This window comes from Deltaproteobacteria bacterium (genome assembly GCA_016177765.1).
Lineage (GTDB): Bacteria > UBA10199 > UBA10199 > JACPAL01 > JACOUP01 > JACOUP01.
Window position 1 is genome coordinate 571,174 of sequence record JACOUP010000008.1, and the last position, 25,921, is coordinate 597,094.

General features: G+C 51.8%; 26 protein-coding genes. 9 read left to right on the top strand and 17 right to left on the bottom strand.

Features of this window, described 5'->3' with window-relative positions:
- Positions 1 to 43 precede the first annotated feature (43 nt).
- From HYS22_05200 to HYS22_05235, 8 genes are read left to right on the top strand one after another with little or no spacing between them, the layout of a single operon-like run.
- A complete protein-coding gene (locus HYS22_05200) occupies positions 44 to 448 on the top strand; it encodes an arsenate reductase ArsC (protein ID MBI1909546.1) in 405 nt (134 codons plus the stop codon).
- 4 nt (positions 449 to 452) lie between these two features.
- The gene (locus HYS22_05205; GenBank protein ID MBI1909547.1) at positions 453 to 2,192 is read left to right on the top strand and encodes a glycoside hydrolase family 15 protein; all 1,740 of its coding nucleotides are present in this window, start codon (positions 453 to 455) and stop codon (positions 2,190 to 2,192) included.
- A 37-nt stretch (positions 2,193 to 2,229) separates the two neighbouring features.
- Positions 2,230 to 3,261, top strand: a complete 1,032-nt coding sequence (locus HYS22_05210; GenBank protein MBI1909548.1) for a mechanosensitive ion channel family protein — start codon at positions 2,230 to 2,232, stop codon at positions 3,259 to 3,261.
- A 16-nt stretch (positions 3,262 to 3,277) separates the two neighbouring features.
- Complete coding sequence (locus HYS22_05215) at positions 3,278 to 5,512, top strand: trehalose-6-phosphate synthase (GenBank protein MBI1909549.1); 2,235 nt, start codon at positions 3,278 to 3,280, stop codon at positions 5,510 to 5,512.
- A 59-nt stretch (positions 5,513 to 5,571) separates the two neighbouring features.
- A complete protein-coding gene (gene queC / locus HYS22_05220) occupies positions 5,572 to 6,261 on the top strand; it encodes a 7-cyano-7-deazaguanine synthase QueC (protein ID MBI1909550.1) in 690 nt (229 codons plus the stop codon).
- Positions 6,251 to 6,808, top strand: a complete 558-nt coding sequence (locus tag HYS22_05225) for a DUF366 family protein (protein ID MBI1909551.1) — start codon at positions 6,251 to 6,253, stop codon at positions 6,806 to 6,808. Before queC ends, HYS22_05225 begins: the two co-directional genes overlap by 11 nt.
- Entirely contained in the window at positions 6,809 to 7,564 is a 756-nt protein-coding gene (locus HYS22_05230) for a 7-carboxy-7-deazaguanine synthase QueE (protein MBI1909552.1), read from the top strand. It abuts the gene before it with no gap.
- Complete coding sequence (locus HYS22_05235) at positions 7,561 to 8,706, top strand: deoxyguanosinetriphosphate triphosphohydrolase (protein MBI1909553.1); 1,146 nt, start codon at positions 7,561 to 7,563, stop codon at positions 8,704 to 8,706. Before HYS22_05230 ends, HYS22_05235 begins: the two co-directional genes overlap by 4 nt.
- Here HYS22_05235 and HYS22_05240 read toward each other — a convergent pair.
- From HYS22_05240 to HYS22_05310, 15 genes are all read right to left on the bottom strand, one after another.
- The gene (locus HYS22_05240) at positions 8,682 to 10,508 is read right to left on the bottom strand and encodes a transglycosylase SLT domain-containing protein (protein MBI1909554.1); all 1,827 of its coding nucleotides are present in this window, start codon (positions 10,506 to 10,508) and stop codon (positions 8,682 to 8,684) included. The genes HYS22_05235 and HYS22_05240 overlap by 25 nt on opposite strands.
- A 47-nt stretch (positions 10,509 to 10,555) precedes the next feature.
- Positions 10,556 to 11,809 carry a secretin and TonB N-terminal domain-containing protein gene (locus tag HYS22_05245; GenBank protein ID MBI1909555.1) on the bottom strand — a complete coding sequence of 418 codons (1,254 nt, stop codon included), beginning with the start codon at positions 11,807 to 11,809 and terminating at the stop codon, positions 10,556 to 10,558.
- Complete coding sequence (locus tag HYS22_05250) at positions 11,806 to 12,201, bottom strand: hypothetical protein (GenBank protein MBI1909556.1); 396 nt, start codon at positions 12,199 to 12,201, stop codon at positions 11,806 to 11,808. Before HYS22_05250 ends, HYS22_05245 begins: the two co-directional genes overlap by 4 nt.
- Entirely contained in the window at positions 12,198 to 12,770 is a 573-nt protein-coding gene (gene pilO, locus HYS22_05255; GenBank protein MBI1909557.1) for a type 4a pilus biogenesis protein PilO, read from the bottom strand. Before pilO ends, HYS22_05250 begins: the two co-directional genes overlap by 4 nt.
- A gap of 56 nt (positions 12,771 to 12,826) precedes the next feature.
- Positions 12,827 to 13,420 carry a PilN domain-containing protein gene (locus HYS22_05260; GenBank protein MBI1909558.1) on the bottom strand — a complete coding sequence of 198 codons (594 nt, stop codon included), beginning with the start codon at positions 13,418 to 13,420 and terminating at the stop codon, positions 12,827 to 12,829.
- Positions 13,420 to 14,436, bottom strand: coding sequence for a pilus assembly protein PilM (gene pilM, locus HYS22_05265; GenBank protein ID MBI1909559.1), 1,017 nt, complete (start codon positions 14,434 to 14,436; stop codon positions 13,420 to 13,422). The genes HYS22_05260 and pilM overlap by 1 nt, the downstream gene beginning before the upstream one ends.
- Positions 14,433 to 15,167, bottom strand: a complete 735-nt coding sequence (locus HYS22_05270; GenBank protein MBI1909560.1) for a tetratricopeptide repeat protein — start codon at positions 15,165 to 15,167, stop codon at positions 14,433 to 14,435. Before HYS22_05270 ends, pilM begins: the two co-directional genes overlap by 4 nt.
- A gap of 2 nt (positions 15,168 to 15,169) precedes the next feature.
- Positions 15,170 to 16,072, bottom strand: a complete 903-nt coding sequence (locus HYS22_05275; GenBank protein ID MBI1909561.1) for an AAA family ATPase — start codon at positions 16,070 to 16,072, stop codon at positions 15,170 to 15,172.
- 59 nt (positions 16,073 to 16,131) lie between these two features.
- Entirely contained in the window at positions 16,132 to 17,436 is a 1,305-nt protein-coding gene (gene serS / locus HYS22_05280) for a serine--tRNA ligase (protein MBI1909562.1), read from the bottom strand.
- A 2-nt stretch (positions 17,437 to 17,438) separates the two neighbouring features.
- Positions 17,439 to 18,452 carry a DsbA family protein gene (locus tag HYS22_05285; GenBank protein MBI1909563.1) on the bottom strand — a complete coding sequence of 338 codons (1,014 nt, stop codon included), beginning with the start codon at positions 18,450 to 18,452 and terminating at the stop codon, positions 17,439 to 17,441.
- A gap of 87 nt (positions 18,453 to 18,539) precedes the next feature.
- Entirely contained in the window at positions 18,540 to 19,964 is a 1,425-nt protein-coding gene (gene glnA, locus HYS22_05290; protein ID MBI1909564.1) for a type I glutamate--ammonia ligase, read from the bottom strand.
- A gap of 18 nt (positions 19,965 to 19,982) precedes the next feature.
- Positions 19,983 to 20,321, bottom strand: a complete 339-nt coding sequence (locus HYS22_05295; GenBank protein MBI1909565.1) for a P-II family nitrogen regulator — start codon at positions 20,319 to 20,321, stop codon at positions 19,983 to 19,985.
- A gap of 105 nt (positions 20,322 to 20,426) precedes the next feature.
- Positions 20,427 to 20,765, bottom strand: coding sequence for a P-II family nitrogen regulator (locus tag HYS22_05300; GenBank protein ID MBI1909566.1), 339 nt, complete (start codon positions 20,763 to 20,765; stop codon positions 20,427 to 20,429).
- A gap of 15 nt (positions 20,766 to 20,780) precedes the next feature.
- Complete coding sequence (locus HYS22_05305; GenBank protein MBI1909567.1) at positions 20,781 to 22,160, bottom strand: ammonium transporter; 1,380 nt, start codon at positions 22,158 to 22,160, stop codon at positions 20,781 to 20,783.
- Positions 22,161 to 22,185: 25 nt separating this feature from the next.
- Positions 22,186 to 23,343, bottom strand: coding sequence for a porin (locus tag HYS22_05310; GenBank protein MBI1909568.1), 1,158 nt, complete (start codon positions 23,341 to 23,343; stop codon positions 22,186 to 22,188).
- 164 nt (positions 23,344 to 23,507) lie between these two features.
- Between HYS22_05310 and HYS22_05315 the strand changes: the two genes are divergently transcribed.
- On the top strand, positions 23,508 to 25,118 hold the full coding sequence (locus HYS22_05315) for a hypothetical protein (protein MBI1909569.1): 1,611 nt from the start codon (positions 23,508 to 23,510) through the stop codon (positions 25,116 to 25,118).
- Here the strand turns inward: HYS22_05315 and HYS22_05320 are convergent.
- Both HYS22_05320 and bcp read right to left on the bottom strand, forming a co-directional pair.
- Positions 25,115 to 25,402 carry a (2Fe-2S) ferredoxin domain-containing protein gene (locus HYS22_05320; protein ID MBI1909570.1) on the bottom strand — a complete coding sequence of 96 codons (288 nt, stop codon included), beginning with the start codon at positions 25,400 to 25,402 and terminating at the stop codon, positions 25,115 to 25,117. The genes HYS22_05315 and HYS22_05320 overlap by 4 nt on opposite strands.
- Positions 25,402 to 25,869, bottom strand: a complete 468-nt coding sequence (gene bcp, locus HYS22_05325) for a thioredoxin-dependent thiol peroxidase (protein ID MBI1909571.1) — start codon at positions 25,867 to 25,869, stop codon at positions 25,402 to 25,404. The genes HYS22_05320 and bcp overlap by 1 nt, the downstream gene beginning before the upstream one ends.
- Positions 25,870 to 25,921 lie beyond the last annotated feature (52 nt).

A 25,921-nucleotide genomic window follows, 5' to 3' on the forward strand; every position in this document is an offset into this window, starting at 1 on the left:
TTTTTCCCTTGTACCTATTGATCACCCTGCTATTCTCCCCCCCGTGAAAATCCTCTTCGTGTGCGAATACAACGCCTGTCGGAGTCAAATGGCAGAGGGGCTGGCCCATACGTTCCTCCCGGGGAAATTTTCAATAACGAGTGCCGGCCTTTATCCTGGTGAGTTGAATCGGATCACCGTTGAGGTCATGCAAGAAATTGGCGTTGATCTTTCCGGGCAATATTCGAAGAGACTCACGGAGATGAAAGATATTTTTTTTGATCTTGTGGTTGTCCTGGCGGAACCAGCATGGGAAGCTGTTCAGGAGATTCAGGCAAAACAAAAAGTCCTCTGGCACTTTCAGGACCCAGTGGTAAAACCCGGAAGTTCCGAAGAGTTGAAAAAAAGAATTCGCATCGTTCGTGATGGAATCAAGAAACGGATCCAGGAGATGGCCCAGGGGAAATAACTTTATGCACCACGGTATCATCGGCAATTGTAAAACTTCTGCCCTGATTGATAAAAATGGGAGCATCGATTGGTGTTGCCTCCCGAATTTCGACAGCCCCTCGGCCTTCGCCAGGATTCTGGACGCTCAAGGGGGCCATTTCCATGTTTCTCCCGTCGGCACCGCAAAGATTTCGCAGGTCTATGTGCCCCAAACCAACATTCTCCAAACGGAGTTTGACGACGGCGAGAACGCATTCGCCCTGCTCGATTTCATGCCTCGTTACCGCGAGGGGGCAGACTACCGGAGGCCTGTCGAAATCATCAGAATCTTGAAGCCCCTTCGCGGCCGGCCTCTGCTCAAGGTTTCCTTTCACCCCAAAATGAACTACGCCAGAGGCGAGACAAACGTTCGGGAGAGAGAGTCGGTCATCACCGCCTCCAGCGGCCTCGAAAGCCTCTTCCTCTACTCCAGCCTCCCCTTAAAAGAGATTTTGCAAGGGGGACCAGTAACACTCGGGAGAGAAGAGTTTTTCCTCCTCACCTACCATGAAAAGATTGAGCCCCCCACGCTCGCCTATGCCCACGAGATGTTTGAAAAGACGAAAACCTACTGGGAGACCTGGTCGGGCCATTGCCGCTTGCCAGGCCTCTATCCCGAAACGGTTCTCCGGTCGGCGTTGGTCCTGAAACTGATGACCTATGAAGAAACGGGGGCGATCATCGCCGCGCCAACCACCTCCCTCCCGGAGATCCTCCATGGCGGGCGTAACTGGGACTACCGCTACTGCTGGCTCCGCGACGCCTCCCTTATGTTGGAGGCCTTGAAGGGGATCGGTCATTTTGAAGAGGCGCGCGCCTTTATCCAATTCCTCCTGCGTCTCTTGGAGAGCAAGCAGATGAAGGTCCAGATCGTTTACGGAATCGACGGGAGAACCGACCTCGAGGAAAAAACCTTCAGTCATCTCAAGGGATATAAAAACTCCGGCCCCGTGCGGATTGGTAACAATGCCTGTCACACGCAACAGAACGACATTTTTGGCGAGATCATGAACACCCTCTATCTCTACTACTTCCACTACGAATTCGAAAAGATGCCGGATGAGGTCTGGTCGCTGGTCAAATTCCTCGTCAACACAACCGCAAGGGACTGGATGACACAGGATGCCGGGATCTGGGAATTCAGGCACCGGAAAGCCCATTTCACCTTTTCGAAGGTCCTCTCCTGGGTTTCGCTGGATCGCGGGATCAAGATTGCCCAAAAGTTGGGAAAGGGTTATGCCGTTTCCAATTGGAGGCCGATTGCCGACCAGATCCGGGGAGAGATTGAGGAAAAGGGATGGAACAAGTCCATCGGGAGCTTTACGCAATCTTACGGTTCCGAACATCTGGATGTCAGCCTGTTGCTCATGGAAAAGTATGGCTTTCTGATGAAGGACGATCCCCGCTGGATCGCCACGGTCGGCCGGTGCGAGAAATCGCTGATGCAAAACGGTCTTGCCTTCCGCTACACCAACGCCGACGATTTTGGGAAACCGAAAAACGCCTTTATCCTTGCCTCCCTCTGGCTCGCTAAAGCCCTTTATACGATCGGCGAGAAGGAACGAGGCCATCTTCTTTTTGAAAATATCCTCTCGCATGCCAACCATTTGGGTTTACTCTCCGAGGATATCGACACGGAGACGGGTGAGCTCTTGGGAAATTTCCCCCAAGCGTACTCGCACATGGCGGTGATCAATACGGCGAGTCTCTTGAGTCAAGGATGAGTTGACAGATTTTTCCCTTCTTGAAAGGTTTATGGTGATGCAAAACTTAAACTGGATCCAGTGGATTTATCCCCTCGTCTATCTTGTCAGCGGGCTTGTTGCCGGTGTTCTCTTTAAGAAGGTCGTGCTTGCAAGGTTCAAAAGATTTGCAGGCACAACGCCGTGGGAAGGAGATGACATCATCGTTGGAGTCGCCGAAAGATTTTCCATCGCACTTTTTGCGGTCGGTGGTTTTTATCTGGCGTTTCTGTATCTTCCGATCCCATTGAAAATGGCGCCTCTTCTGCAGAAGGCCCTGCTCGTTTTGTCCATGTTTATTGTCACCCTGGCCTTGGCCAAAATAGCCGTCGGCCTTGTTGAACTGTACTCACGAAAAGGGAAAGGGGCTTTACCCTCCACATCCATCTTTACCAATTTGGCGCGGGTGGCCGTTCTGGCCATCGGAATTTTGGTCATTCTGCAGTCACTCGGAATATCGATCACACCGATCCTCACGGCCTTGGGAGTTGGCGGTTTGGCGGTTGCCCTGGCGCTGCAAGAGACCTTGGCCAACCTCTTTGCGGGCCTTCATATCCTGGTTTCGCGACAGGTTCGACCCGGCGATTATGTTCAACTCGACTCGGGAGAGGCGGGTTATGTGACCGACATCAATTGGCGTAACACGACGATCCGGGCTCTTCCGAACAACATGATTATTGTCCCCAATGCCAAATTGGCCTCGACGATCATCACTAACTTTCACCAGCCGGAACAAGAAATGTCCTTTCTTGTCGAGGTGGGGGTCAGCTATGAGTCCGACCTAAAGCAGGTGGAACGTGTGACCATCGACGTTGCCAGAGAGGTGTTGAAAGAAGTGCAAGGGGGGGTGCCAGCGTTTGAACCCTTTATCCGTTATCACACCTTTGCGGATTTCAGCATTAATTTTACCGTCATCCTGCGGGCCAAGGAGTTCGTCGACCAGTACTTGATCAAGCACGAATTCGTCAAACGATTGCACGAGCGTTATCAAACAGAGAAAATCGAAATCCCGTTTCCGATCCGGACGGTTCATACGAAACAGATAGGATAGCGTACAAATGATCTTTATGCAGAAGACTCTTGTCAAATTTCTTTTTCCGGTCGTCGGTGTTCTCTTTGTGGGGTTGATTCTCTTTTCCTATTTTCGGGTCACGCGGGAACGAACTCAATTGATCGACGATCTCGATCGTCGCGCCCGGGTGATCGCCAGGAGTCTCTCGGTCGGGGCGATGCGCGCCATCCGGAATCCACCAACACCCGATGAAGAAGACCTGGCAGAGAGACTTTCCGGACAAGGGAGGACCATGGGGATCATGGTCTGTGGTCTTGATGGAAAACTGGTCGCTCGATCGGCCGCCCTTGCTGACCTCAAGGCCTGTGAAGACCCGGAAATACAAGAAGTCGTCACAGATCAGAAGGAAAAGGTACTCACGCGTGATGAAAAAGGGATGATGCTTCATACCCTCATTTTTCCTCTTAAAATTCGATCAGGAGATTTTGTCGGTACGCTCGCTGTCGTTCACGAGGCCTCCTATATTGACAAACGGGTCCTGTCTGCCATGACCTGGACCACTCTTACCCTGGCGATTCTGGCTATTTTCATCTCGGCACTCACCTATTTTCTGTCGCGGCGTTCTTTCCAGAGATCGGTGCAACAGGTCTTGTCTTGGATGAGGTCAGCAAAGGAACCGAGCGAATCTCTGCCTCTACCTACGGAATCTCTCTTAAAACCGGTCACCCGCGAGGTAGAAAAATTGACGGCAAGGCTCCGTGCCGCCAAGGAGACGGCTCGCGATGTTTCTCAGGAGAAACAGGCAAATAACTTGTGGACGCCGGCCCGACTGAAGGCCCATGCCGTGACCCATTTCGGAGACAGGCCCTTCCTCGTCGTCTCCAACCGTGAACCGTACATGCATGTGAAAGAGCAAGGTCGGCACAAGGTCATCATCCCGGCCAGCGGACTGGTAACTTCGCTGGATCCGGTACTTCGGGCAACCTCCGGCCTCTGGATCGCCCATGGGGCCGGAGATGGTGACCGCGACACGGTGGATCGGGAGGGAAAGGTTTTGGTTCCTCCCGAGTCACCCTGCTACACACTCAAGAGGATCTGGCTCTCGCGGGAGGAGGAAGAGGGGTATTATTACGGATTCTCCAACGAGGCGCTCTGGCCCCTCTGCCATCTCACCAACTATCGCCCGGAATTTGAGGAAAAAGACTGGCAGACCTACCAGAAGGTCAACGAGAAATTCGCCGATGCCGTGGTCCGGGAATTCGGCAAAACGAGGCCGTTCATCCTGGTGCAAGATTATCATTTCACGCTATTGCCAAAGCTCATTCGGCAGCGGCGTCCCGATGCGATCATTGGCCTCTTCTGGCACATCCCTTGGCCGACACCGGAGATCTTTCAGGTCTGTCCCTGGAAGAGGGAGATTCTGGAAGGAATGCTTGGAGCGAACTTTGTCGGATTCCATCTCCAATCCTATTGCAACAATTTTTTTGACACGGTGAACAGTCTCCTGCCGGTCCGAATCGAGTGGGACCGTTTCGCGGTCCTCCATGACAAGGGGGCCACGCTTGTCAAACCATTCCCAATCAGCATTCAGCCATGGGCGGAGAGAAAGATTTCCACCGAGGAAGAGTTTCAGCAAAAGTCACTTGGCTTTAGGGAACAGTTGGAGCTTGGGACCACGCGGATCGTCGTGAGCGTCGACCGGCTGGATTACACCAAGGGGATCCCGGAACGGCTGGGGGCAATCGACCGATTCTTTGAGAAATATCCAGCCTATAAGACAAAAATCAGCTTTGTCCAGTTGGGCGCCCCCTCCAGAATCCACATTCCGCGCTATCGAGACTTTGTCACGGAGGTTGAGAAATTGGTCGATCAGGTTAATTGGAAGCATGCAGAAGGCGCTTGGAAACCGGTTATTTTTTTCAAGGAACACCATGACCCAAAGACCGTTTATACCTTTCTTCGGATGGCGGAAGTCTGCATCGTAAGCTCTTTGTCGGACGGCATGAATCTGGTGGCCAAGGAGTTCGTGGCGGCAAGGGAAAAGGGTGATGGAGTTCTTCTCCTTTCCGAGTTTGCTGGTGTCGCTCGCGAATTTCAGGAAGCTCTGCAATTTAACCCTTATGCCAAAACCGACTTCGCCGAGACAATTCGTATCGCCCTTGAGATACCTTTTGAAGAACAAAAGCGACGCATGGCCAGATTAAAAGTCTTGGTCGCTGAGAACAATATCTATCGGTGGGCCGCTGATCTTTTGGGTGAATTGTCCCAGGCCTCACAAACAACCCCATAAAATAAGCCCCCTTTTTTGTCCCCTTGATCTCCCCCGATCCCCTTGATAGGGAATAGTTCATGTCCGAAGCTATTGTGATTTTGTCGGGAGGGCTTGATTCAACGGTCTCCGCCATCCTGGCTCAAAAAGAGGTCCCGTTAAAACTCGCCATCACCTTTGATTACGGCCAAAGGGCTACCTTGAAGGAACAGCAAAGCGCCTTGCGGATTGCCAAGGATCTTGGCATTGAGCATAAAATAATCTCTCTCCCCTGGCTCAAAGAATTAACACCAACGGCACTGGTCAGGGGAGGGCAAGCACTGCCCCTGCTCAACATTTCGGAACTGGATGACCGTGAAAAAACGAACTTGTCCGCCCGGGCAGTCTGGGTCCCCAATCGAAACGGACTTTTCTTAAACGTCGCCGCCGTCTTTGCCGAGTCGCTTGATTGCGCCCTGATTGTCACCGGTTTCAACAAGGAAGAAGCGGTTACTTTTTCGGACAACAGCGCTTCTTTTGTCGAGAGTGCGAACCATTTTTTTTCTTTCTCAACACTGAGCAACGTCATGGTTAAGAGTTACACCCAGGAGATGACAAAGGTCGAGATCGTCCAAAAGGGGATCGCCTTGGGGGTTGATTTCAGCAACCTCTGGAGTTGTTATGAGGGAGGTCCAAAGATGTGCGGGGTTTGCGAGTCATGCCTACGGTCTCTGCGGGCCTACCAACAGGCAGGGGTTTTGGAAAAGGTAAAAGCGATTTATGAAAATTAAATTTCTTGAACAAAGGATTGATTACAACGGCTCTCAGCTGAAATCCCACTGGATTTTTCAGAACTCAGGCATTCTTGGAAATGCGGCAGTTGCCTTCATTGGTCATTGTGCCGTCGACCCGGAGCATATGGTGGACCTGGTCGACCTTAAAGAGGGGAAAAAGATCGCGAGTGATGAGATGCTCCATTTCCTGGTCGAACTCTTTGATACCACCCTGGACCAGACAATCGTCCTGCAGAGACTCCTGGTTTCCCTGGCCCAACAGGAGATCCTTTTCCGTCTTCAAAAGCCGGTAGTGGTCCGCGCTGGTAACGACCTCTATGAAGGGGATGCCAAACTTTCCGTCTCCATCGCCACCTCTTCCCCCGTTTCGACACTCATTCACTATGGCCTCAATATTTCCAGCGCCAACACCCCGGTGAAAACAAAGGGGCTGAATGATTACCAGATTGACCCTGTTCCATTTGCCAAGACCCTGCTCGAAACCTTCCGCCACGAGGTGGAATCATTGAAGGAGGCCCGGGCCAAGGTAAAACCGGTCCCTTAAATGTTAACAGCCCCCCTGATAGAAATTTTTTCTTCACTGCAAGGGGAGGGACCCCACGTCGGTGAGGCGATGACGTTTGTCCGATTCCAGGACTGTGAATTCTCCTGTAAATTTTGCGACACCCCTCTCTCCTTCATCAAGAATAAACAGTGCCGGGTGGAATGGCCTCCCTTCTCAAAGAAATTTGAGAAATACCCCAATCCGATCACCATTGTTGAACTTGGTAAGATCCTTCAACGCTTTTCAGACACAACCCTCTCGATCACTGGGGGAGAGCCTCTTCAGCATGTCCCTTTCCTCAAAGAATGGCTTTCGTCCTTCAAAAAAAGCGGCCCACGAAAGATATTACTGGAGACGGCGGGCATTCATTGGCAGGAATTAGAAAAAATTGTAGGCCTCATCGATATCGTTTCAATGGACCTGAAACTTCCCTCCTCGACAGGGATGAAGAGCTACTGGGAAGAACACCGGCAGTTCTTGAAGATCGCCCAATCAAAAGAGGTTTATGTCAAGATTGTCATTACGGAGGAGACCACCGATGAAGATCTTGAAAGGGGTGCCTCTCTCCTCAAGGCTTACTCGGGAAAGATCCCCTGTATCCTCCAGCCGGCATCGGCTTTTGGCTCTTTTCGAAAAATACCAACTCCGGCGAAAATTCATCAGAACGAAAAAACAATGCGGTCACTTTTGGGTGAACCACCCCTTGGCTCCGTGAGGGTGATCCCTCAACTCCATAAACAGTTGGGGATTCTATGATAACTCGGCAGGAGTACGAAAAGAGAGAACAGGAAAATCTCGCCCCCTACGCGATGAAAAGTTCCGAAACTGTAGGACGGGAATTCTCTGAGGAAGAACACCTCTACCGGACCGCTTTTCAGAGGGACCGGGATCGAGTCATTCACTCCAATGCCTTCCGCCGACTGGAATACAAGACTCAAGTGTTTGTCTATCACGAGGGGGATCATTACCGAACACGGCTCACTCATTCCCTCGAAGGGGCCCAGATTGCGAGAACCCTTGCCCGTATCCTCCGGTTGAATGAAGATCTTGCCGAGGCGATCATCCTGGCCCACGACCTGGGTCACACCCCTTTTGGGCATTCCGGTGAAGAGGTGATGAATCGGCTCATGAAAGATCATGGCGGCTATGAACATAACCGGCAGAGCCTGCGGATTGTCACGACCCTCGAAGATCGTTACCCTAATTTCCCCGGTTTGAACCTGACTTACGAAGTCCGGGAGGGACTTGCCAAACATAAAAGTGAATATGATACCCCGGAGATCAAGAATCTGCATAAAAAAGGGAACCCGACCCTGGAGGCCCAGATCGTCAATCTGGCCGATGAGATCGCCTACTGTAATCACGACCTGGATGATGGTCTCCGGTCGAGATTGATTACCCTTCAACAACTCAAAGAAGTCGAGCTTTGGCAGGGACATTACGATAAAATTTCTCCTTCTATCAAGTCCTCAGCCCCGGAAAAGGTCATCCTTCGCCAAACGGTAAGGTCCATTATCGATACTTACGTCACCGATCTTGCCCGCGAAACGGAAAAGAATCTTACTTTACTAAAAATAAAATCTATTGACGAGGTAAGGGCTACCAGTGAGAAAATTGTCTGTCTCTCTGAGACGCTCGATGGGAAAAATAAGCAGCTCAAGCGGTTTCTCTACACTAATATGTACAAACACCCTCATGTCCAGAGGATGGCGGAACAGGCGGAACGGGTCATCGAATCCCTTTTTAACAGTTATCTCAACAACCCAAAAAATCTTCCCCTGGAGGTCCAGCAAAAGTTTAAAATGGAAATCCCTGAGAAGGTGATCTGCGACTACATCGCCGGAATGACCGACCGGTTCGCCTTGAACGAACATCAACGACTCAAAAGTTTGTTGTAGATAATCTGATAGGTCCGGTAGTTGCTCAAAACCTTTTTGACGTAATCTTTGGTCTCGGTGTAAGGGATCTCTTCGATAAATTCTTCTTCATCCAAATCCTTTCTCTGACCTCTCCAGCGACTGATCGCTCCCTCACCCGCATTATAGCTGGCAATGATCGAAACCTGATTTTTGCCAAATTCTTTCGACAACCTTTGCAGGTAGGCCAGGGCCAGCAGGATATTGGTTTCGGGATCTTCCAGAGAACCATCAAACTGGAGCCAGCCAGCCTCCCGAGAGAGGCGGCGGGCCGTTTGCGGCATCAACTGCATCAACCCAATCGCCCCTGCGGGTGAAGAGGCGCCCGGATTAAAATGGCTCTCCTGACGCATGAGACTATAAACCAGAAATGGGTCGATCCCAACCCTCTTGGCCTCACGTTCAATGAAAGATCGATAGATGCGAGGGTAGGTCCAGACCGGCCGGCAGCCGTTCTTCCCCACTGCCAACTCCCTGAAAATAAGGTCGTCCAGACGGAGCTGATGGAGTCTCTGAATCCTGTTAAAAACCGGGCAGTCCGGAGAGACAACCTTTGCCAGATCAACCGGCTCCAGAAAATTTTTGTGCTCAGTAAAAGAGCGCCACTGATCCACAGAAAGTGAAAGCCGATCGGCGGCCAGAAATCGATAATACCCCCACTCCGATCCTTCGATCAATTTTTGATAATACTGATGGGCTAAAGTCTCATCCCCCCTCTTTTCAAAAATCCTCCCCTGCCAATAGAGTGCCTTTTGCGATTCTTTACTCCGTTCAAGTTTTTTCCAGGCTTGAAGGGATAAGGACCATTCCCCCAAACAATAATAACTCCAGGCAATTTGGTCTTGCGCCCAGAGGGGCGAAGCACCCCTTCCCTTTGAAAGGCGTTTCAAATGAGGGAGTGCCTCTTTGAATAAACCGGCATCCAAATACAAAAAGGCAATCTTCCGGGCGGCCTGTTTCCCTTCTGGTGAGTGGGGGAATTTTTTGAGAATCTCTTTTTGAAGAGAGAGCGCCTTTTCTGTCTCCCCCTGTCTGGCGTAGGCCGACGCGATCCGGCTCAGAATCTGACGTTTCCGTCCGATATTTTTTTCCTTTTTTATCATCCCTTCATAGAGCCCAATCGCCTCCGGGTAATGCCCTTCACGAAAGAGTGACTCTGCCTCCCAGAAATTAGCCTCCGGGTGATTCACCAAAGGATGGTCAGGCCCCTTGAAGAGTTGGGCCGCCCTCGCAAATTCCCTTCTTTGGTAGAGGATTTTACCGGTTTCAAAGAGTTCATCAGGGGTAAAAGAGGGGTGCCCCAAAAGTGACAAGGCCTCATCGGCCCAGGGGGTTTCAGGATAGGCGCGCCAGTACTGCCAGAGTGAAGAGACCGCTTCTTCCCTGTTCCCTCCCTTGTAGTCACAGAGCGCCACCTGCCAGCGGGCCCTCCCCTTTTCATGGTGAACCGTAGTCTCCTCAAAATATTTTTCCCAATAGTCCCGGGCCTCCTTCCATTGACCAAGACACTGGTAGGACTCGGCCAGCCTCCGGAGTGAAACAACAAACCAGGGGCTATTTTCCTCAGAAACTATTTTGCTAAAGGCCCAGACGGCAGTGGGGCATCGTTTGAGTCGGTGGGCTGATTCACCGATGGCGTAGTAGACGTAATCTTCCAGCTCCGGTTCTTTGACCCTCTTTAAGGTCTCGATCGCACGGCCATAATTTTTCTTTTCAAAAAGGGCAAAACCCTCGGTAAGGCTCTGGCCTTTGGCTGAAGAGGAAAGAGGCAGAAGGAGTATCAAAAAAACGAAAACCGCCTCTTTTTTCAATAAGGTTTTGAAACAGGTTTTTAAGTATCACCAAGGATTTTAGGCGTGATGAAGATCATCAGCTCACTATTGGTCCTCGTCTTGGTCGACCCCTGAAAGAGCCATCCCACCACCGGCACATAGGAAATAAAGGGAACCGCATCTCTGGTCTTCGTCGACTTCACGCGGAACAGACCACCAATGACGGTGGTCTCTCCGTTCTTCAGCAGAACGGTGGTAGAGGCGTTGTTGTCGATGACCGCCGGAATCCCGTCGACGGTCTTGGTAAAATCGGCCTCTGATTCCACCGCATCGATTTTCAGTTTGATATGATCATCAATGGAAATCTGTGGTGTTACGGTCAATTCAACACCGGTATTAATCTCCTGCAATGAATTCTGAGAACCTCCCCCCGAACCACCGCTGGTCGCAATATTAATATTGGAGGTTGACTTGACATAGATTTTGAGACCGCTCCTGATCTTGGCCGGCATGTTATTGACCGTGGTCACGGAGGGGCGTGAAATGATGCGAACATCCCCTTTTCTCTCAGAGGCGGTAATCTGGGCATCAATATTGGTCCCCTTGGCCAGTTGCCCGATTACAAGACCAATCCCGCTCGTCGGGGCTCCCGACGGGCCGGTAGCCGGCAGGTTGACATCCAGCGGTCGCCCCGCATCGGAAACACCAACCCCCGCAACACCGCCAACCCTCGTCCTCCCCTCGCCCTTATTCACACCCCACTGGATCCCGAGACTCCGGGTAAAATTGTTGGAGGCATCCAAAATTTTCCCCTCAATCAGAACCTGCGCATCTTTCTTGTCGATCAGAGCCACAAAATTACGCACGTTGGAGAGGACATAATCCCGGTCCTTGATATTCAGACTGTTGCTCCTGTCTTCCGAAACAACTATCCCTTTATCCGACAAGAGAGGTTTTATTTTTTCGACAAGATCCTTCGCCGTTGCATACTTCAGCGGGATCAGGGCTGTTTTGAGATCGGCCCCCCCCGCAAATTGATCCGGTTTACCAACCCGGTAAATCCCCTCCTCAATGGCATACTCCAAACTATTGACCTTGAGGATCGATTGAAAGGCCTGAAATAGTGTGATGTCTTTGAAGTTCACCGTCACCTTTCCAGGGAGATCCTCCGGTAGGATGATATTCAAATCGGCTGCACGGGCCAGAAGACGAAGCGCTTCCTTAAGACCAGCATCCCTGAATTCAACCGTATAACCAGCATGGGCCAGCGGAGAAAACGAGAGCATGGCCAGCAGAAAAAGGCGGATCTTCATTGGAATTTGAGGGGGTAACGGTTGTCCCCCTCCCTCAAAATAACCTTGTCAAACTGGATCTCCTCAACGAGGTAACGCCCCAAACGGTCCCCCTTGGTGACAACATTCCCGGAGATCAGGGCGTATCCCCTGGGTGATTCACCCTTAGGTGGCACACCCTTGGGTGAATCACCCTTGGGTGAACCACCCTTCTCTTCGCTAACAATAAGGCCGTTCAAGACAAATTCGGAAATATCCAGGGCTTCAAGGCTGCCGGAGGGGGCGAAGGGATTCCTCCCGACTCCGGATTCTGAACCGGAGGGGGCACCGAGTTCCACCTCGTTCCTTTCCGACAGGGCCGATCCGGAAAGAAAGAGGGCAAGCAGGACCAGGAAAACGTTCCATCGTTTCATAGATGACCACGCCATTGGTAGAACTCCAGTGTTAATTCCGCAACGACATCAGACCCCCCTTTTTCGGTGGTCTTTAGGGAGAGATCCCGGATCTTCACCAGGAGGGGAATCTTTTCAATTCTATCAACCAGAGAACTGATGGTAAAAAAGGACCCCTGGAGAGCCACCACGCTCGTCGCCAGATCATACCCTTCCTCCTGTAAGGCAGGCTTATCATGAATCGACACAACCTCAAGCCCTCTCAAAAATCGCGGAGAGGTCAGCTCCTTTAGAAAATCAGGCATCGAAGAAATGGACAGGGGCTGGATCTCTTCGTTCAGGACCTTGAGTTTGATATCATCCGGCGGTGGTTTTTTGGCCACTAGAGGGGCCACGTTTGTCTGGGAATAAACCTTCTTCAGCGAATCCCTTTCCAGCCGGAGCCCTTGAAGCCGGCTCTTCTCCAGCCGAAGCCCCTGTTGACGGGGAAGGTAGAAGAGGCGAAAAAAGAGGGTTGAAAGCAAGATGAGAATGACCAAAGAGGCCACTTGTCGCCGGGTATCCGCCATTTTCTGCCAGTGATAAGACATAGGGGGCACTATACTTTAATTTTATCCCCACCGCAATCGCATATGGTAATCGGTCATTACGGCGATAAATCAGATTTAATCGTAAATCGGAATCCCTCCTTCTCCCCCCTTTCCGAGGAGACAAGAGAGATATTCCCCAAATTTTTGATCTCTGACAGCTCCCTCAAGAACTGGGAAATAGTTGAGGACTGGTAGGTAAAACCGGTCAGGGTTAACGACTTCTGACCTCCCTTGGGTGAATCACCCTTGAGCGAATCGCTCTTGGGGGAATCACCCTGGGTCTCTTTTCCGGTGCTGTTGATCTCTGTCAGCCACAAACGGGGTGGTATCTTTTGGCTCAAGGCTGAAAGAAAGGGAGACCATTGGATGCGCCTTTCAAAAATGGCGTAAACAGCGCTGTAACCGGGCCCAAGGGGCCTGGAGAGACTACGAGTCTCCATGACGGAAAGGACCTTTTCCTTCTCAGACTTGAGGCGTGTAATCTCTTCAGCAACCGACCGGTTCTGCCACTGGGTATAAAAAAAGAGGGCTGTCTGGAAAAGGGCCAGGAGCCCAAGAAACCCGATCCAGGAGATTATTAAAAGACCAAGGCTCCGGTAGGTCAGTTCCCATTTTTTTTCCTCGACAAAGTTAATCCTCGGGACTGCCATTATCTCTTCCCTTCCATAAGAGCCAACCCCACCGCTGTGGCAAAAATGGGCCTCAGCCCCAACGAACCACCCTTAGGCGAATCGCTCTTGGGGGAATCACCCTTGGGTGACCCACCCTCCCCTGCCAAAAGTGAATCCTGGTGAGAACTCCTCTGAATTCTCTGGAACGGGTCAAAAAGAACCGTTTCAATCCCCATATTTTTTGTCAGGTAATCATCCACTCGGGGGAGCAGGGCCCCTCCCCCGCACAGAAAAATCTTGTCAACCTTCTCTCGGTGAAAAGAAACAGAAAAGGAGTCAACAGCCCGTTGAACGTCAACGGCTAACTGGCCATAAAAAGATTTCAAAAGTGTCTCGTCTTTTCCCCCACCCGGTGGTTCCGCAGAAACGCCAGTCAACGAATGATGGTAGAGAAGTTTCTGATCCGAAAAAACAAAAAAAGACGATTGAGAACCTCCGATATCCAGCAAGACATACTTCTTGCCAACCTCCCATTCCTCACTGGCATCAAAAGAGGCGAGAAGGGCCGTGGCACTGGGCTCCAGAGAGACGGGAGAGAACCCAAGCCGCCGCAAGGAAACCATACGGTCCAACAGAATCTTCCTGGAGACAACAAAGGCGAGGTAGACCTGTTTTTTTCCTCCCGACGTGACCTGGTCGTCGAGAAGGAGAGAGCGAACGGCATATTGATCGAGATTCCCCTCAACACTGTCTTTCACCATCCACCGAATCGCCTGTTCCAGATCAGACTCAGGCATCGGGGGGATCTCAACCCTTCTGATGTGCAGATTTTCTTCTTCGAGATTACAGGCAACCGAGAAACCACTCATCTGTTCTGCCTGGACAAAATCCCCCAATGAAGAGTGATTCACCTGGCAGGCGAGCCTTGCCAAGACCAGGGAGCCTGTAGGATCTTTCTTGATCTGAACGATCTTGGCCGAATGATGGCCCCAGTCAAGACCGATGAGGTCTTTCGTCTTGAACCGCCATGACCTCCAAAAAGCTATCTCCTTCAAAGGCCTTCACGTTCCATTTTCTTCCGAACCTTTTCCCGCAGTTCCTTAGGGATATTGCTGGCGAGTTCCAGAAATTTCCGATAATTCAGCCGGGCCTCCTGGTAATGACCTGACTTCTCCTGGACAATAGCCAGGTTCAGATAGGGATCGGCATAACCGGGCTCAGCCTGAATCGCCTTCTGGAGGAACCGCGCCGCTGTCGCAGGATCCTTCTTGGCAGTCCAGAGAACCCCCAGATTATTAAGACACTCGGCAAAGTCGGGTTTGATCGATAACGCCTTGTTATAATTTTCCAACGCCAGATCCAGATCCCCTTTTTTCTTATAAGAGAGGCCGATATTGTTGTAGAATTCCGGATTTTCCTCCTTGAGGAGAGCCGTTTTCCAGGCTCGAAGGCCCGCCTCAAAATCCCCCTCGGCAAATTTGGCCTCGGCCAGGCTGGCCAGTTCCCCAGGACTACCGCCGCCAAAGGGGGCGACTACCGGGGAAGGGATGCGTGGCTGAAAAAGGGAACTCCCCTTGAAAAACCGGAGCGCCCCGACAAGGGTCAGTGAAAGGAGCAAGAGGGTCACGAGCAATACCACCCTTGGGTGAAGCACGCTTTTCCGGGAACTGGGAAAGTTGCCGTCTTGCTTTTCGGCAAGGAACTGATTTTTCAAAAATCTTTCTCCCTCACCGGTTTTCCCGTCCTCTCCCCTCGATTTCTGCAGTGCCTTATGGATGAGAGACATCTTTAGCGACCTCTTAGTGAAAAACCGGTCCAAGGGTGAGTCACACGACGGTGTGTCACCCAGCGAACCCACCGTTTCCAGGAAGAGGATTCCGGAGAGGCAGAAGAGAGGTCTTGTTCTGCGACCTGGACCAATCGTTCTGTGACAGTCCCCGTTTCCTCCACATAGGCCGAGAGGAGAATCCGGTCACAGAGGGTATTGATCAGACGCGGGAACCCTTGGGAAAATTGATAGATCCTCTTGAACGCCTCCGTTTCAAACGAAATCTTGGCCACATTGGCCCCCACACGCCCCAGGCGGAAGAGGATATAGGAACAGACATCCTCAAAATCGAGCGGTTTCAGATGGGAACGGATAATGATTCTCTGGTTGAGCTGGCGAAGATCATGCCGGGAGAGTTTTTCCTGAAGTTCCGGCTGTCCGACCAGCAGTATCTGCAGGAGTTTTTCGCTCCCACTCTCCAGATTGGAAAGTAGCCTCGTCATTTCGAGCGCCTCCACGGAAAGATTCTGGGCCTCGTCAATGATCACCACCGCATTTCGTCCTTCATGAAACCGTGAGAGCAGAAAATTGTTGAGGGAATCGATCTGATCTTTCGGCGAAGGGCTCGCGAGGAGCTGACCAAAATCGCCGTTGATCGACCGAAGGAGTTCAACGGTCGAGAGTAAGGGATTGAAGAGGAGCGCCGTATCGACTGTTTCTCCCAGTCGGTCGAGAAGGGCCCGGGCGATGGTGGTCTTGCCGGTCCCTACCTCGCCGGTTAAAAGCAAAAAGCCTTTTCTGTCGTTGATGCCGTACAGAAGGGAATCCAAAACCTCTTCATGGGATTTGGAAAGATAGAGAAACCGGGGATCCGGCGTAACATTAAACGGCTTCTCCTGGAAACCAAAGTAAGCGCAATACATCCAGACAGAACATACCGATTTTGGAGGGAAAAGGCAAACCGAATCAGGCTCGGCCTGAATCAGGGACCCTTGATAATGTCGAGACCATCCAGGTAAGGTTTCAAGACTAACGGCAGACGAACGGAACCATCGGCCTGCTGGCCGTTTTCAAGGATGGCCGCCACGGTCCGGCCGATCGCCAGACCGGAGCCGTTCAAGGTATGAACAAACCGGGGTTTTCCACCCTCTTTGGGTTTAAAACGGATATTGGCCCGTCGGGCCTGAAAATCTTCGAAGTTGGAACAGGAAGAGATCTCCCGATAGGCCTTTTGGGCCGGGAGCCAGACCTCCAGGTCGTAGGTCTTCGCCGAGGCAAAACTCATATCGCCTGTGGAAAGAAGCATGACGCGATAGGGGAGCTCCAGCAACTGAAGAACCTTTTCCGCATCCACCAGCAGTTTTTCCAATTCTGCGTAGGAATGGTCGGGATGGGCATACTTCATCAGTTCCACCTTGTTGAACTGATGCTGACGGATCAACCCCCGTGTATCCTTCCCAGCGGCCCCCGCCTCGGCCCGAAAGCAGGGGGTATGGGCCGTCACACAGATCGGCAGTTCTTCTTCCACAAGGATTTCATCCTGGTACATATTGGTCAAAGGGACCTCGGCGGTTGGGATGAGAAACAACCCTTCTCTTGTCTTGAAGAGATCCGCCTCAAATTTCGGTAACATGGCGGTCCCGATCAGAGACCTTTCATTCGCGAGGAAAGGGGGGAGGATCTCCAGATAGCCATGTTTTTGGGTGTGCAGGTCCAGCATGAATTGGGCGAGCACTCTTTCCAGACGGGCCCCCATTCCCTTGTAAAGGGTAAAGCGCGAACCGGCAATCTTGGCGGCCTGGGCCACATTCAGAATTTTCAGCTTCTCACCGATCGCCGCATGATCCTGAACGTTGAAGGAAAATTCAGGGATCTTGCCCCACTTCCGGATCTCCTTGTTGGCAGAGGCATCGGCGCCGCGGGGGACCGACTCATGGGGGATGTTGGGGATGGTCAGCAGGAGGGCCCGCACCGATTCTTCAGTCTCCGTCAAGGATTGAACCAGATCTTTCAGACGGGAAGAAACCTCTTTCATCTCGTTTTTGAGAGAAGTGGTATCCTTTTTCCCCTTGGGTGAATCACCCTTGGGCGAATCGCCCTTTTGAAGTTTGGCAATCAGTCCTGAGGCCTCATTCTGGCGGGCCCGCAGGGAGTCGTGCTCCGCCTGGATCTTGCGGCGCTGGGCCTCCAGTTTTTGAAAAAGGGGGAAATCAAACTCCTGGGCCTTTGACCGAACCGCCTCCTCAACTTTTTCGAGATTGGCCAGGATGAACTTCGGATCAAGCATCGCTAGTTACGCGATAACTCTTCATCAATAACTTCCTTAAAGTTGGCAAAGGGGCGGGCCCCACCGATAAGCCGGCCATTGATGAAGAAGGCCGGCGTCCCGCTGACTCCCGCCTTTTCTCCATCGATCTGATCCTTGGCCACTTCGTCCTTGTATTTCGAGGAATCCAGACAATCGTTGAATTTTCCCATATCCAGTTTCAGATCCTGGGCATGTTTTTTCAGGTCCTCGATCTTGATCGCCCTCTGGTTGGCAAACAGCTTCTTGTTGAATTCCCAATATTTGCCCTGATCCGCGGCACACTGGGCCCCCTCGTGGGCCTTGAAGGCATCCTGATGGAACGAGAGGGGGAAATCACGCAGGACATACCGAACCTTTCCCTTATATTCCTCCAAAACCTGGTTGACCGTATCCCGTGACTTTCCGCAGAAGGGGCACTGGTAATCGGTGAACTCAATCATCACTACCTTGGCGTCCTTTGGACCGATCGACGGGTCGTCATCCACACTGACCTCAACGCGAGGGGCATCGATCAGGTACTTGACACTCCCCTTGGAAGAGAGCTTCTTGAAAAGTTCCCCTTTCCTCTCTTCCTGCCTCTGGCGGGTCAGGTAGCCCTTCAGGTTATCTTTTACCTGATCCAGGGTCTTTCCCTGAAGGTTTCCCTTTTTTTCATTGTAAAATTTCTCTACATCCTTGTCGGTCACGGCGACTCTGTCCAAGACCTCCACCTTCATAATTTCTTCCTTGGTTGTCTTGCGGCGGGCCGCCTCCTTCTCCAGGAGCTTGTCCTGGACGATGGAATCAATCACCTCTTTCTGGGCATCGTACAATTCGGCTTGCGCCTGGGAGAGGTGGCTGGAACCAGACTTCTGGAGATCCTCTTCGGTGATCTTTTCTCCATCCAGAACGGCCAACACCTTGGGCTCACCCGGTTCTGCTTTAATGACGACCGTTTCCTTGCGGGCACAGGCCAGGGCGAGAAGAGCAAACAAGACAATCATTCCTTGACGCATAAAGTTTCCTTTCGTTGAACAAAGATTTACCAACGGGGGATGAGGCTAGCATGAATAGGAGATCCTGCAAATGAAAAAAATCTCCTATTAAATATCAAAATACAGGGCAAATTCCCACGGGACAGGGCGGAGCCGGACCGGATTGACCTCATTTTCTGTCTTGTACTCAATCCATCTTTCGATCACATCCTCGGTAAAGACATCCCCCTTCAGCAGGAAGGCATGATCCTTCTTGAGGGCGGCGAGCGACTCCTCCAAAGTCCCAGGGACGTGGGGGACGTTTTGCAGCTCCTCGGGAGAGAGGGAGTAGATATCCTTATCCAGAGGCTGACCCGGATCGATTCGGTTCTGGATCCCGTCAAGGCCGGCCATCAGCAGGGCGGCAAACCCCAGGTACGGATTGCAGGAGGGGTCCGGGAAACGGACCTCGACCCTCTTGGCCTTCGGCGATTGTGAGTACATCGGGATCCGGCAGGCGGCGGAACGGTTTCGTGAAGAATAGGCGAGGTTCACCGGCGCCTCAAAGCCCGGCACCAACCGTCGATAAGAATTGGTCGTTGGATTGGTAAAGGCACAGATCGCAGGGGCATGCTTGATGATACCCCCAATATAGTAAAGCCCCATCTCGGAGAGACCACTGTACTTGTTACCGGCAAAGAGAGGGGTATCCCCCTTCCAGATTGACTGGTGGCAATGCATGCCGGAACCGTTATCATTATAGAGGGGTTTCGGCATGAAGGTGACCGTTTTGCCATGACGGCGGGCGACATTTTTCAAGACATACTTGAACCAGCAGAGGTTGTCGGCCATCCGGGTTAGGGTATCAAATCGCATGTCGATCTCACACTGGCCGGCGGTCGCCACCTCATGGTGCTGACACTCAATGACGATTCCCAGCTTTTCCATCTCCAAGACCATTTCTGACCGGATATCCTGCAAGGTATCGGTGGGAGGAACCGGAAAATACCCCTCCTTGAAGCGGGGCAGGTATCCAAGATTGGTCTGGCCGGTCACCAATTTATCCTGACCTGAATTCCATCGTCCCTCGACGGAATCAATCTTGTAGAATCCGAAGTTGTGGGACTGATCAAAAGAAACGGAATCAAAGACGAAAAATTCCGCCTCCGGCCCAAAAAAGATTTTGTCACCAATTCCGGTCGTTTTAACATAAGCCTCCGCCTTGCGGGCCACGTAACGGGGATCCCGGCTGTACGGTTCTTTGGTCACCGGATCAACGATATTGCAAATCATCGAAAAGGTCGGGATGGAACAAAATGGATCCATGACCGCCGTTTGCGGGTCCGGGAGGACCAGCATGTCCGAGGCATTGATCGCCTGCCAGCCGCGGATGGAGGAACCGTCAAATCCGTACCCCTCTTCAAAATTGGATTCGGTAAACTGGGAGATCGGCACCGAGAAATGCTGCCAGACGCCGGGAAAATCAATGAACTTCAGATCGAGAAACTTGGCCTTGTTTTCCTTGGCCATCGCCAAAACTTCCTTCGGTGTCATACGAACTTCCTCCTTACTTTAAATGGCATTAGCGCCAGTTTCACCGGTTCGGATACGAATCACCTCATCCACTTGGGATACGAAAATCTTGCCGTCACCGATTCGCCCGGTCTTCGCCCCCTTGGCAATCGCCTCCACAACGGAAGCAACCTGGTCATCTTTGACAATGATCTCAATCTTGACCTTAGGGAGAAAATCGACAACATATTCAGCACCCCGGTATAACTCGGTGTGCCCCTTTTGCCGCCCAAACCCCTTCACCTCAGAAACCGTCATCCCGGCCACACCGACCTGATGGAGGGCCTCTTTCACCTCATCCAATTTAAATGGTTTAATAACCGCTTCCACCTTCTTCATACAACCTCCTTACATTCAGAACGAGGCAGCCCTAACATGAGATCCTTTAGCCTGTCTAGAATATTTTATGTAAGTATTTCTAATCCCCTCGGGGATTGAAATGCTTTAGACGGCGTTGGCGCCGGACTCCCCGGTGCGAATCCTCAGGACCTCCGACAGGGTGGAGACAAATATCTTCCCATCCCCGATCTTGCCGGTTCTGGCCGTCTTCACAATCGTCTCAACAACCGTCGGAACCAGATCATCGGTCACCAGAATCTCCAGCTTGACCTTCGGGAGAAAGTCAACAATGTATTCCGCCCCCCGATAGAGTTCGGTATGCCCCTTCTGGCGACCAAACCCCTTGACCTCGCTGACGGTCAGGCCATGGACACCAACCTTGGCCAGCGCCTCTTTGACCTCATCCAACTTGAACGGCTTGATGATCGCCTCAATTTTCTTCATAAGGGCCCCCGCTTTTTACTTAACTGTCTGGAAATCAGGATAAGCCCTGTTCCCATGTTCACCAAAATCGAGTCCCTCCATCTCTTCTTCGGGAGTAACACGAAGCCCGAGCAGAAGTTTGATCAAGCCCCAGACCAAACCGGCGGCGACAACCGTAAAGAGGGCTACCGTCACAACACCGATCAGCTGAGCCATCAACTGCTCCGTTCCCCCCCCGAAAAAGAGCCCATCTTTGACCGTGTTCGGGGTGATCTCCTTTTGAGCAAACAGGCCTAACGACAAGGTCCCCCAAACGCCATTCATCAGGTGTACGGAAAGGGCCCCCACAGGATCGTCAATCTGCAGTTTGTCAAAGAAGGAAACCGATAAAACAACCAAAACCCCCGCGACGAGACCGATGATGACAGAACTGGTCACACTCACAAAGGCGCAGGGGGCGGTTACCGCCACCAGACCGGCCAGTGTCCCGTTTAGGATCATCCCTATATCCGGTTTTCCCAATAGCAACCAGGCCATCGCCGTCGCCGAAAGGGTCGCCGCCGCTCCCGCCATATTCGTCGTGACCGCAATATGCCCGATATGGGCCCAGTCTGCCGCCATGGTCGAACCGGGGTTAAAACCAAACCAGCCCAGCCACAAAATCAAACAGCCGAGGGTCGCCGTTGACATGTTGTGTCCCGGGATCGGACGAACCTTGCCATCCTTGTATTTCCCGATACGGGGACCCAGGAACAAAATCCCCATGAGAGCGGCCCATCCCCCCACGGAATGGACAACCGTGGACCCGGCAAAATCAAAGAATCCTTTTTTGGCCAGCCAGCCCCCTCCCCAGATCCAGTGCCCGGTAGTCGGGTACATGAGGGCCACAATGATGAAAGAAAAAACGATAAAGGAGTGAAATTTGATCCTCTCAGCGACAGCCCCAGAAACAATCGTCGCGGCCGTTCCGGCAAAAACAAGTTGAAAGAAGAATTTGACAAGAAGAGGGACACCGGTCCAGTTCAAGGAGCCGTAAACCCCCTGGTACGCCTCTCCCAGGGCAGGGCTGTTGTCGGCGCCCCCCAGGAACCAGAGTCCCTGCTGGCCTGTCCAGCCGGTCCCATCGCCGAACATGAGGCCAAAACCAAGTATCCAGTAGGCGATTGAAGAAACGGCGAAGACAATAAAGTTCTTCGCTAAAATGTTAACACAATTCTTTTCCCGGCAAAAACCGGATTCAACTAACGCGAAACCGGCATTCATCCAGAAGACAAGGAAGGCGGTAATCAGTGTCCAAACCGTATCAGCGGCGATTTTTAAATCGCCCACTTCCTGGGCATTGGCCATCGCCGGTATCATCCCGCTCCCAAGGACAACCGCCGCCAACGCAAGAAAGATGTTTTTTCGTTTTGTCATGAGAAAGACCTCCTTAATTCAACCGTTAAAATGAGTAGATCAGTTGGCTTGCCACCGTGTCCTGGAATTTTTTGGAAGAACCACTGCCGGTTAAAAACGAGGTTTGGTCTCCCTGATCATGACGGAATTCAAAGCGGAGATCCAAACCATCCGTGAGGTAGAGGTGAGAGGTCAGAGTCCCCTCATAGAGCTTGCTTGAAGCAACGGCGCCAGTCGGTACCCCCAGAGTTCCGACATCATCCTTGTAAAATTCTCCGCGGAGGGTCAGGCCAAAACGATCCATCGGTTTCCAATGAACATAACCGGCGACTCCCTGCCAGTCGGCAAGACCGTTGGTACCACCCAATCCCCCATCCCGACCCAGATTGTAGTTGAGGGTAAAGGTCCACTTTGGGTTCAAGGCATAGGTGGCGATGGCATCGATCAAGGTACGGATCGGGCTGTTCTTCCCCGCCGTCTCAGGACCCACCGTGCCCCCTAGAGTAAAGGTGAATTTGTCAAACGGTTTGATCGTCAACATCCCATGGGCGCTCTTGCCGCTGTTGTTATCAACAACATTATTCCACCCATTGACGATCCCGAGGTCAAGGCTGATCCAATCGGCAAAGGGATAACTGGCAACGATCCCGGTATGGGTAAACGGAATAGCGTAATTAAACAGGAGACCTCGTGAGACGTTATTGTTGGAGGCCGCCTCGATCACCTCGGCCCCGTGGAGCGTCACAAACTTCCCCACCTTGACAGTGAGTCCATTCCCAACATCCGCCTTCAAGGCAATATAGGCCTGTTGGAGGTCAAAAAATTCGGTTGTCCCGAGACCGGCCGCATGAAAGGCGGCCACGTCGTGACCAAAATCGAGATCGGTCCGGAAGGTCACCCAATCAGTGGGGCTGTTTTCAATCGCCAGCTCGACCAGACCGACATTAAAAGTATTGGCATTGGCGTCAAAGACCCGGTAACCGTTGATTGCCGGGGCCACCGATGAAGTGGTCACCGGCCGATTGAAATTGTAATTATAATTGACATCTGCTGAACCACTCACCTTGGTCTTCTGCCAAAACGGGATTGATCCCGAGGGGTGATCCGCCCCCGATTCTTCCTCGGCAAAGGCGACCTCGGAGAGGGCAAATAAAAACAGTGTCGAAAAAAGGAACAAGGCAAGATACCTGAAAGTTTGTCGCATAAGCACTCCTTTCGTTTCTCTTACTCCAAGCAAATAGTGTGCCATTTTAAAAAAATAACCGGTGTCGATTTTTGTTCACCTTTTTTACAAGAGCCTGGCAACACACTGCCCTAAAAAAAGGCAGTTGACCTATTTTTGTGCAAAGACCATCCTTTCCCCTCTTTATGAAAAAAACGGGTTTCCTCTTTTTCCTCCTCCTCTTTTTCGCCCCTCCCCTCTGGGGGTTCGGCAGTGTCAACGTTCCTGTGGATCATCCGGTCTACCGTGATATTGACCGGTTGATCGCCTTTGGGCTGATCCATGAAGCCATTTATGGACAGAGACCCTGGTCCCGGAGGGAAATTTCAAGAATGATCGAAGAGGCGTTGAAAAATGATGAAGAGAACCAACAGCAGGGAGCGGCCCCAATATTGGGCCGTCTGAAAAAGGAGTATCATGAAGAGCTGGTTCAGAGGGGAGCCCTCGAGGGGGAAAAGGATTTTAATACCCTTCATTTTCTGGAGACCTCCCGTTTCTCCTTCACCTATTTCGACAGCCCTGTCCGAGCGGTCCCCAGAGATAACGGCGTCGGGGCCTTCATCGAGGCGGATATCAACCCCCTCATTGCCAACCGGGAGGGGAGGTATTTTGCCAACGGGGAAACCCTTTCCCTCGAAACCTCCCACCGCGCGCAGATTGGACCCCACCTGGCCATCAATCTCCGCCCTGACTTCCGAGTCTTGATCGAAAAAGAGGGGAAAAATCGTCCCAAATTCTTTTTGCAGAATTTTTACGGGAGGTTGGAATTTGGAAATTTCGTCACAGAAATCGGACGTGACTCGCTCATCCTGGGTCAGGGGGAATACGGAGGTCATCTCCTTTCCAACAATGCGCGTCCCCTCGACATGATCCACTTCTCCAACGATTCCCCTCTCTACAACCCCTGGCTCTTTAAATACTTGGGGCCGACCCGTTACAGTTTTTTTGTGGCCACGATGGGACCGGAGAGGGAATTCCCCTACACCCTTCTCGTCGGGCTAAAGATTTCCATCCGGCCGTGGTCCTTTTTTGAATTCGGCATCTCCAATATCTTTTTCATGGGGGGCCAGGGGGCCCCGGGCTTAAATTTTCTGGACCCGATCTCCGAAATATTCCTCGTCCGTACCGGTAACAAGGTCACCAAGAATGTGGCCGATCACCGCGGCGGGCTTGACCTCCGGATCACTATCCCCCCTTTGAGAAACTCGGCACTTTATGGAGAAGTCATGTTTGATGACCTGGGATTTGAGATCCTTGGCGGTGATCCGACTTATTACGAAGATCGCGCCGCCTATCTTGCCGGATTCTACATCCCGGCGATCGATCCTGAGGGGAAATTATCGCTTCGGATTGAGTATGAACATACCGACCCCCTCTTTTACCGGCATGGCGTCTGGAACTTCGGCCACACCCTCAACCGGCATATCCTGGGGAGCGAGTTGGGCCCGGATGGCGACAAATTTCATATCAAAACAGTCTGGGACCTGCGTCAAACCTCCCAACTCGATTTTGTCTTCGACTGGGAGCTCCGGGATAGCGATATTTACACCTCCGGTGATGGCGATTATTTCCGGGATAAAAACGGCCCGCCTGAAAAGCGCTATCGTGTCGTCACCGGTTGGACTGAAAAATTCGGGGAAAGGATCGAACTTGCCGGAAACTTCGGTTATGAACGGGTCACCGGTTTTAATTTTGTCCCCGGGGTTGACCGGAATAATTTTTTAGGGGAGATCTCTTTTCTCTTTAAATGGGATTAATGAAGCCCTTCGCAGGCCCTCTGGACAATGTCATCGAGGTCCTCTTCCCTGACCCCTTTGAGCCAGATATTATCCGGCATAATCAAGACATTCGGGCCCCACTTACAGACATCCAGACAGCCGGTCCGGCTGACCCGGATTTTTGTGTTGAGCTTCTTCTCCTTGATTTTATTTTTCAGGAGTTCTCTGATTTTTTCTCCGGCAGGGGCACAGCAGTCACCAGTCTCTCGTTTGTTTTCACAGACAAGGATATATTTTTGAAAGGCCGGTTTAGTCGCTTCCATTAGAGTGTCTTGAGAAATTCAAGGACCTCTGCGTTGTGCCCTTCCGGTTTCACCTTTTCGTAGATCTTGGCGATCTTCCCATCCTTGCCAATAATAAACGTCGTCCGGGCGACCCCCATGTACTCGCGGCCATACATACTCTTCTTGACCCAGACCCCGTAATCCCCGCAGGTTTTTTTCTCCGTATCGGCCAGCAGGATAAACGGGAGACGGAATTTGTCGATGAACCTGTTGTGGGCCTTGACATCATCCGGGCTGACCCCCAAGACCACCGCATCCACACCTTCAATCTTTTTGATCGAATCCCTGAAACCGCAGGCCTCCACCGTGCACCCGGGGGTGTCATCCTTCGGGTAGAAGTAGAGGACGACGTTTTGCCTCCCCTTAAAATCTTTGAGCGAGACCTTTTTGTTATTTGATCCCAACAGGCCAAACTCCGGGGCCTTGTCCCCCTCTTTAAGTGCCATAACCCCTCCTTTATATGGTGATTGATAAACCAAGGCTGACTGAAAATGTCAA

Coding starts and splice junctions, on each gene's coding strand:
- HYS22_05235 (MBI1909553.1), top strand. CDS start 7,561: ATGATAACTCGGCAGGAGTACGAAAAGAGAGAACAGGAAAATCTCGCC.
- glnA (MBI1909564.1), bottom strand. CDS start 19,964: ATGACACCGAAGGAAGTTTTGGCGATGGCCAAGGAAAACAAGGCCAAG.
- queC (MBI1909550.1), top strand. CDS start 5,572: ATGTCCGAAGCTATTGTGATTTTGTCGGGAGGGCTTGATTCAACGGTC.
- pilO (MBI1909557.1), bottom strand. CDS start 12,770: ATGTCTTATCACTGGCAGAAAATGGCGGATACCCGGCGACAAGTGGCC.
- HYS22_05320 (MBI1909570.1), bottom strand. CDS start 25,402: ATGGAAGCGACTAAACCGGCCTTTCAAAAATATATCCTTGTCTGTGAA.
- HYS22_05260 (MBI1909558.1), bottom strand. CDS start 13,420: ATGGCAGTCCCGAGGATTAACTTTGTCGAGGAAAAAAAATGGGAACTG.
- HYS22_05245 (MBI1909555.1), bottom strand. CDS start 11,809: ATGAAGATCCGCCTTTTTCTGCTGGCCATGCTCTCGTTTTCTCCGCTG.
- HYS22_05250 (MBI1909556.1), bottom strand. CDS start 12,201: ATGAAACGATGGAACGTTTTCCTGGTCCTGCTTGCCCTCTTTCTTTCC.
- serS (MBI1909562.1), bottom strand. CDS start 17,436: ATGCTTGATCCGAAGTTCATCCTGGCCAATCTCGAAAAAGTTGAGGAG.
- HYS22_05295 (MBI1909565.1), bottom strand. CDS start 20,321: ATGAAGAAGGTGGAAGCGGTTATTAAACCATTTAAATTGGATGAGGTG.
- HYS22_05300 (MBI1909566.1), bottom strand. CDS start 20,765: ATGAAGAAAATTGAGGCGATCATCAAGCCGTTCAAGTTGGATGAGGTC.
- HYS22_05210 (MBI1909548.1), top strand. CDS start 2,230: ATGCAAAACTTAAACTGGATCCAGTGGATTTATCCCCTCGTCTATCTT.
- bcp (MBI1909571.1), bottom strand. CDS start 25,869: ATGGCACTTAAAGAGGGGGACAAGGCCCCGGAGTTTGGCCTGTTGGGA.
- HYS22_05285 (MBI1909563.1), bottom strand. CDS start 18,452: ATGCGTCAAGGAATGATTGTCTTGTTTGCTCTTCTCGCCCTGGCCTGT.
- HYS22_05215 (MBI1909549.1), top strand. CDS start 3,278: ATGCAGAAGACTCTTGTCAAATTTCTTTTTCCGGTCGTCGGTGTTCTC.
- HYS22_05275 (MBI1909561.1), bottom strand. CDS start 16,072: ATGTATTGCGCTTACTTTGGTTTCCAGGAGAAGCCGTTTAATGTTACG.
- HYS22_05230 (MBI1909552.1), top strand. CDS start 6,809: ATGTTAACAGCCCCCCTGATAGAAATTTTTTCTTCACTGCAAGGGGAG.
- HYS22_05315 (MBI1909569.1), top strand. CDS start 23,508: ATGAAAAAAACGGGTTTCCTCTTTTTCCTCCTCCTCTTTTTCGCCCCT.
- HYS22_05310 (MBI1909568.1), bottom strand. CDS start 23,343: ATGCGACAAACTTTCAGGTATCTTGCCTTGTTCCTTTTTTCGACACTG.
- HYS22_05205 (MBI1909547.1), top strand. CDS start 453: ATGCACCACGGTATCATCGGCAATTGTAAAACTTCTGCCCTGATTGAT.
- HYS22_05225 (MBI1909551.1), top strand. CDS start 6,251: ATGAAAATTAAATTTCTTGAACAAAGGATTGATTACAACGGCTCTCAG.
- HYS22_05305 (MBI1909567.1), bottom strand. CDS start 22,160: ATGACAAAACGAAAAAACATCTTTCTTGCGTTGGCGGCGGTTGTCCTT.
- HYS22_05270 (MBI1909560.1), bottom strand. CDS start 15,167: ATGTCTCTCATCCATAAGGCACTGCAGAAATCGAGGGGAGAGGACGGG.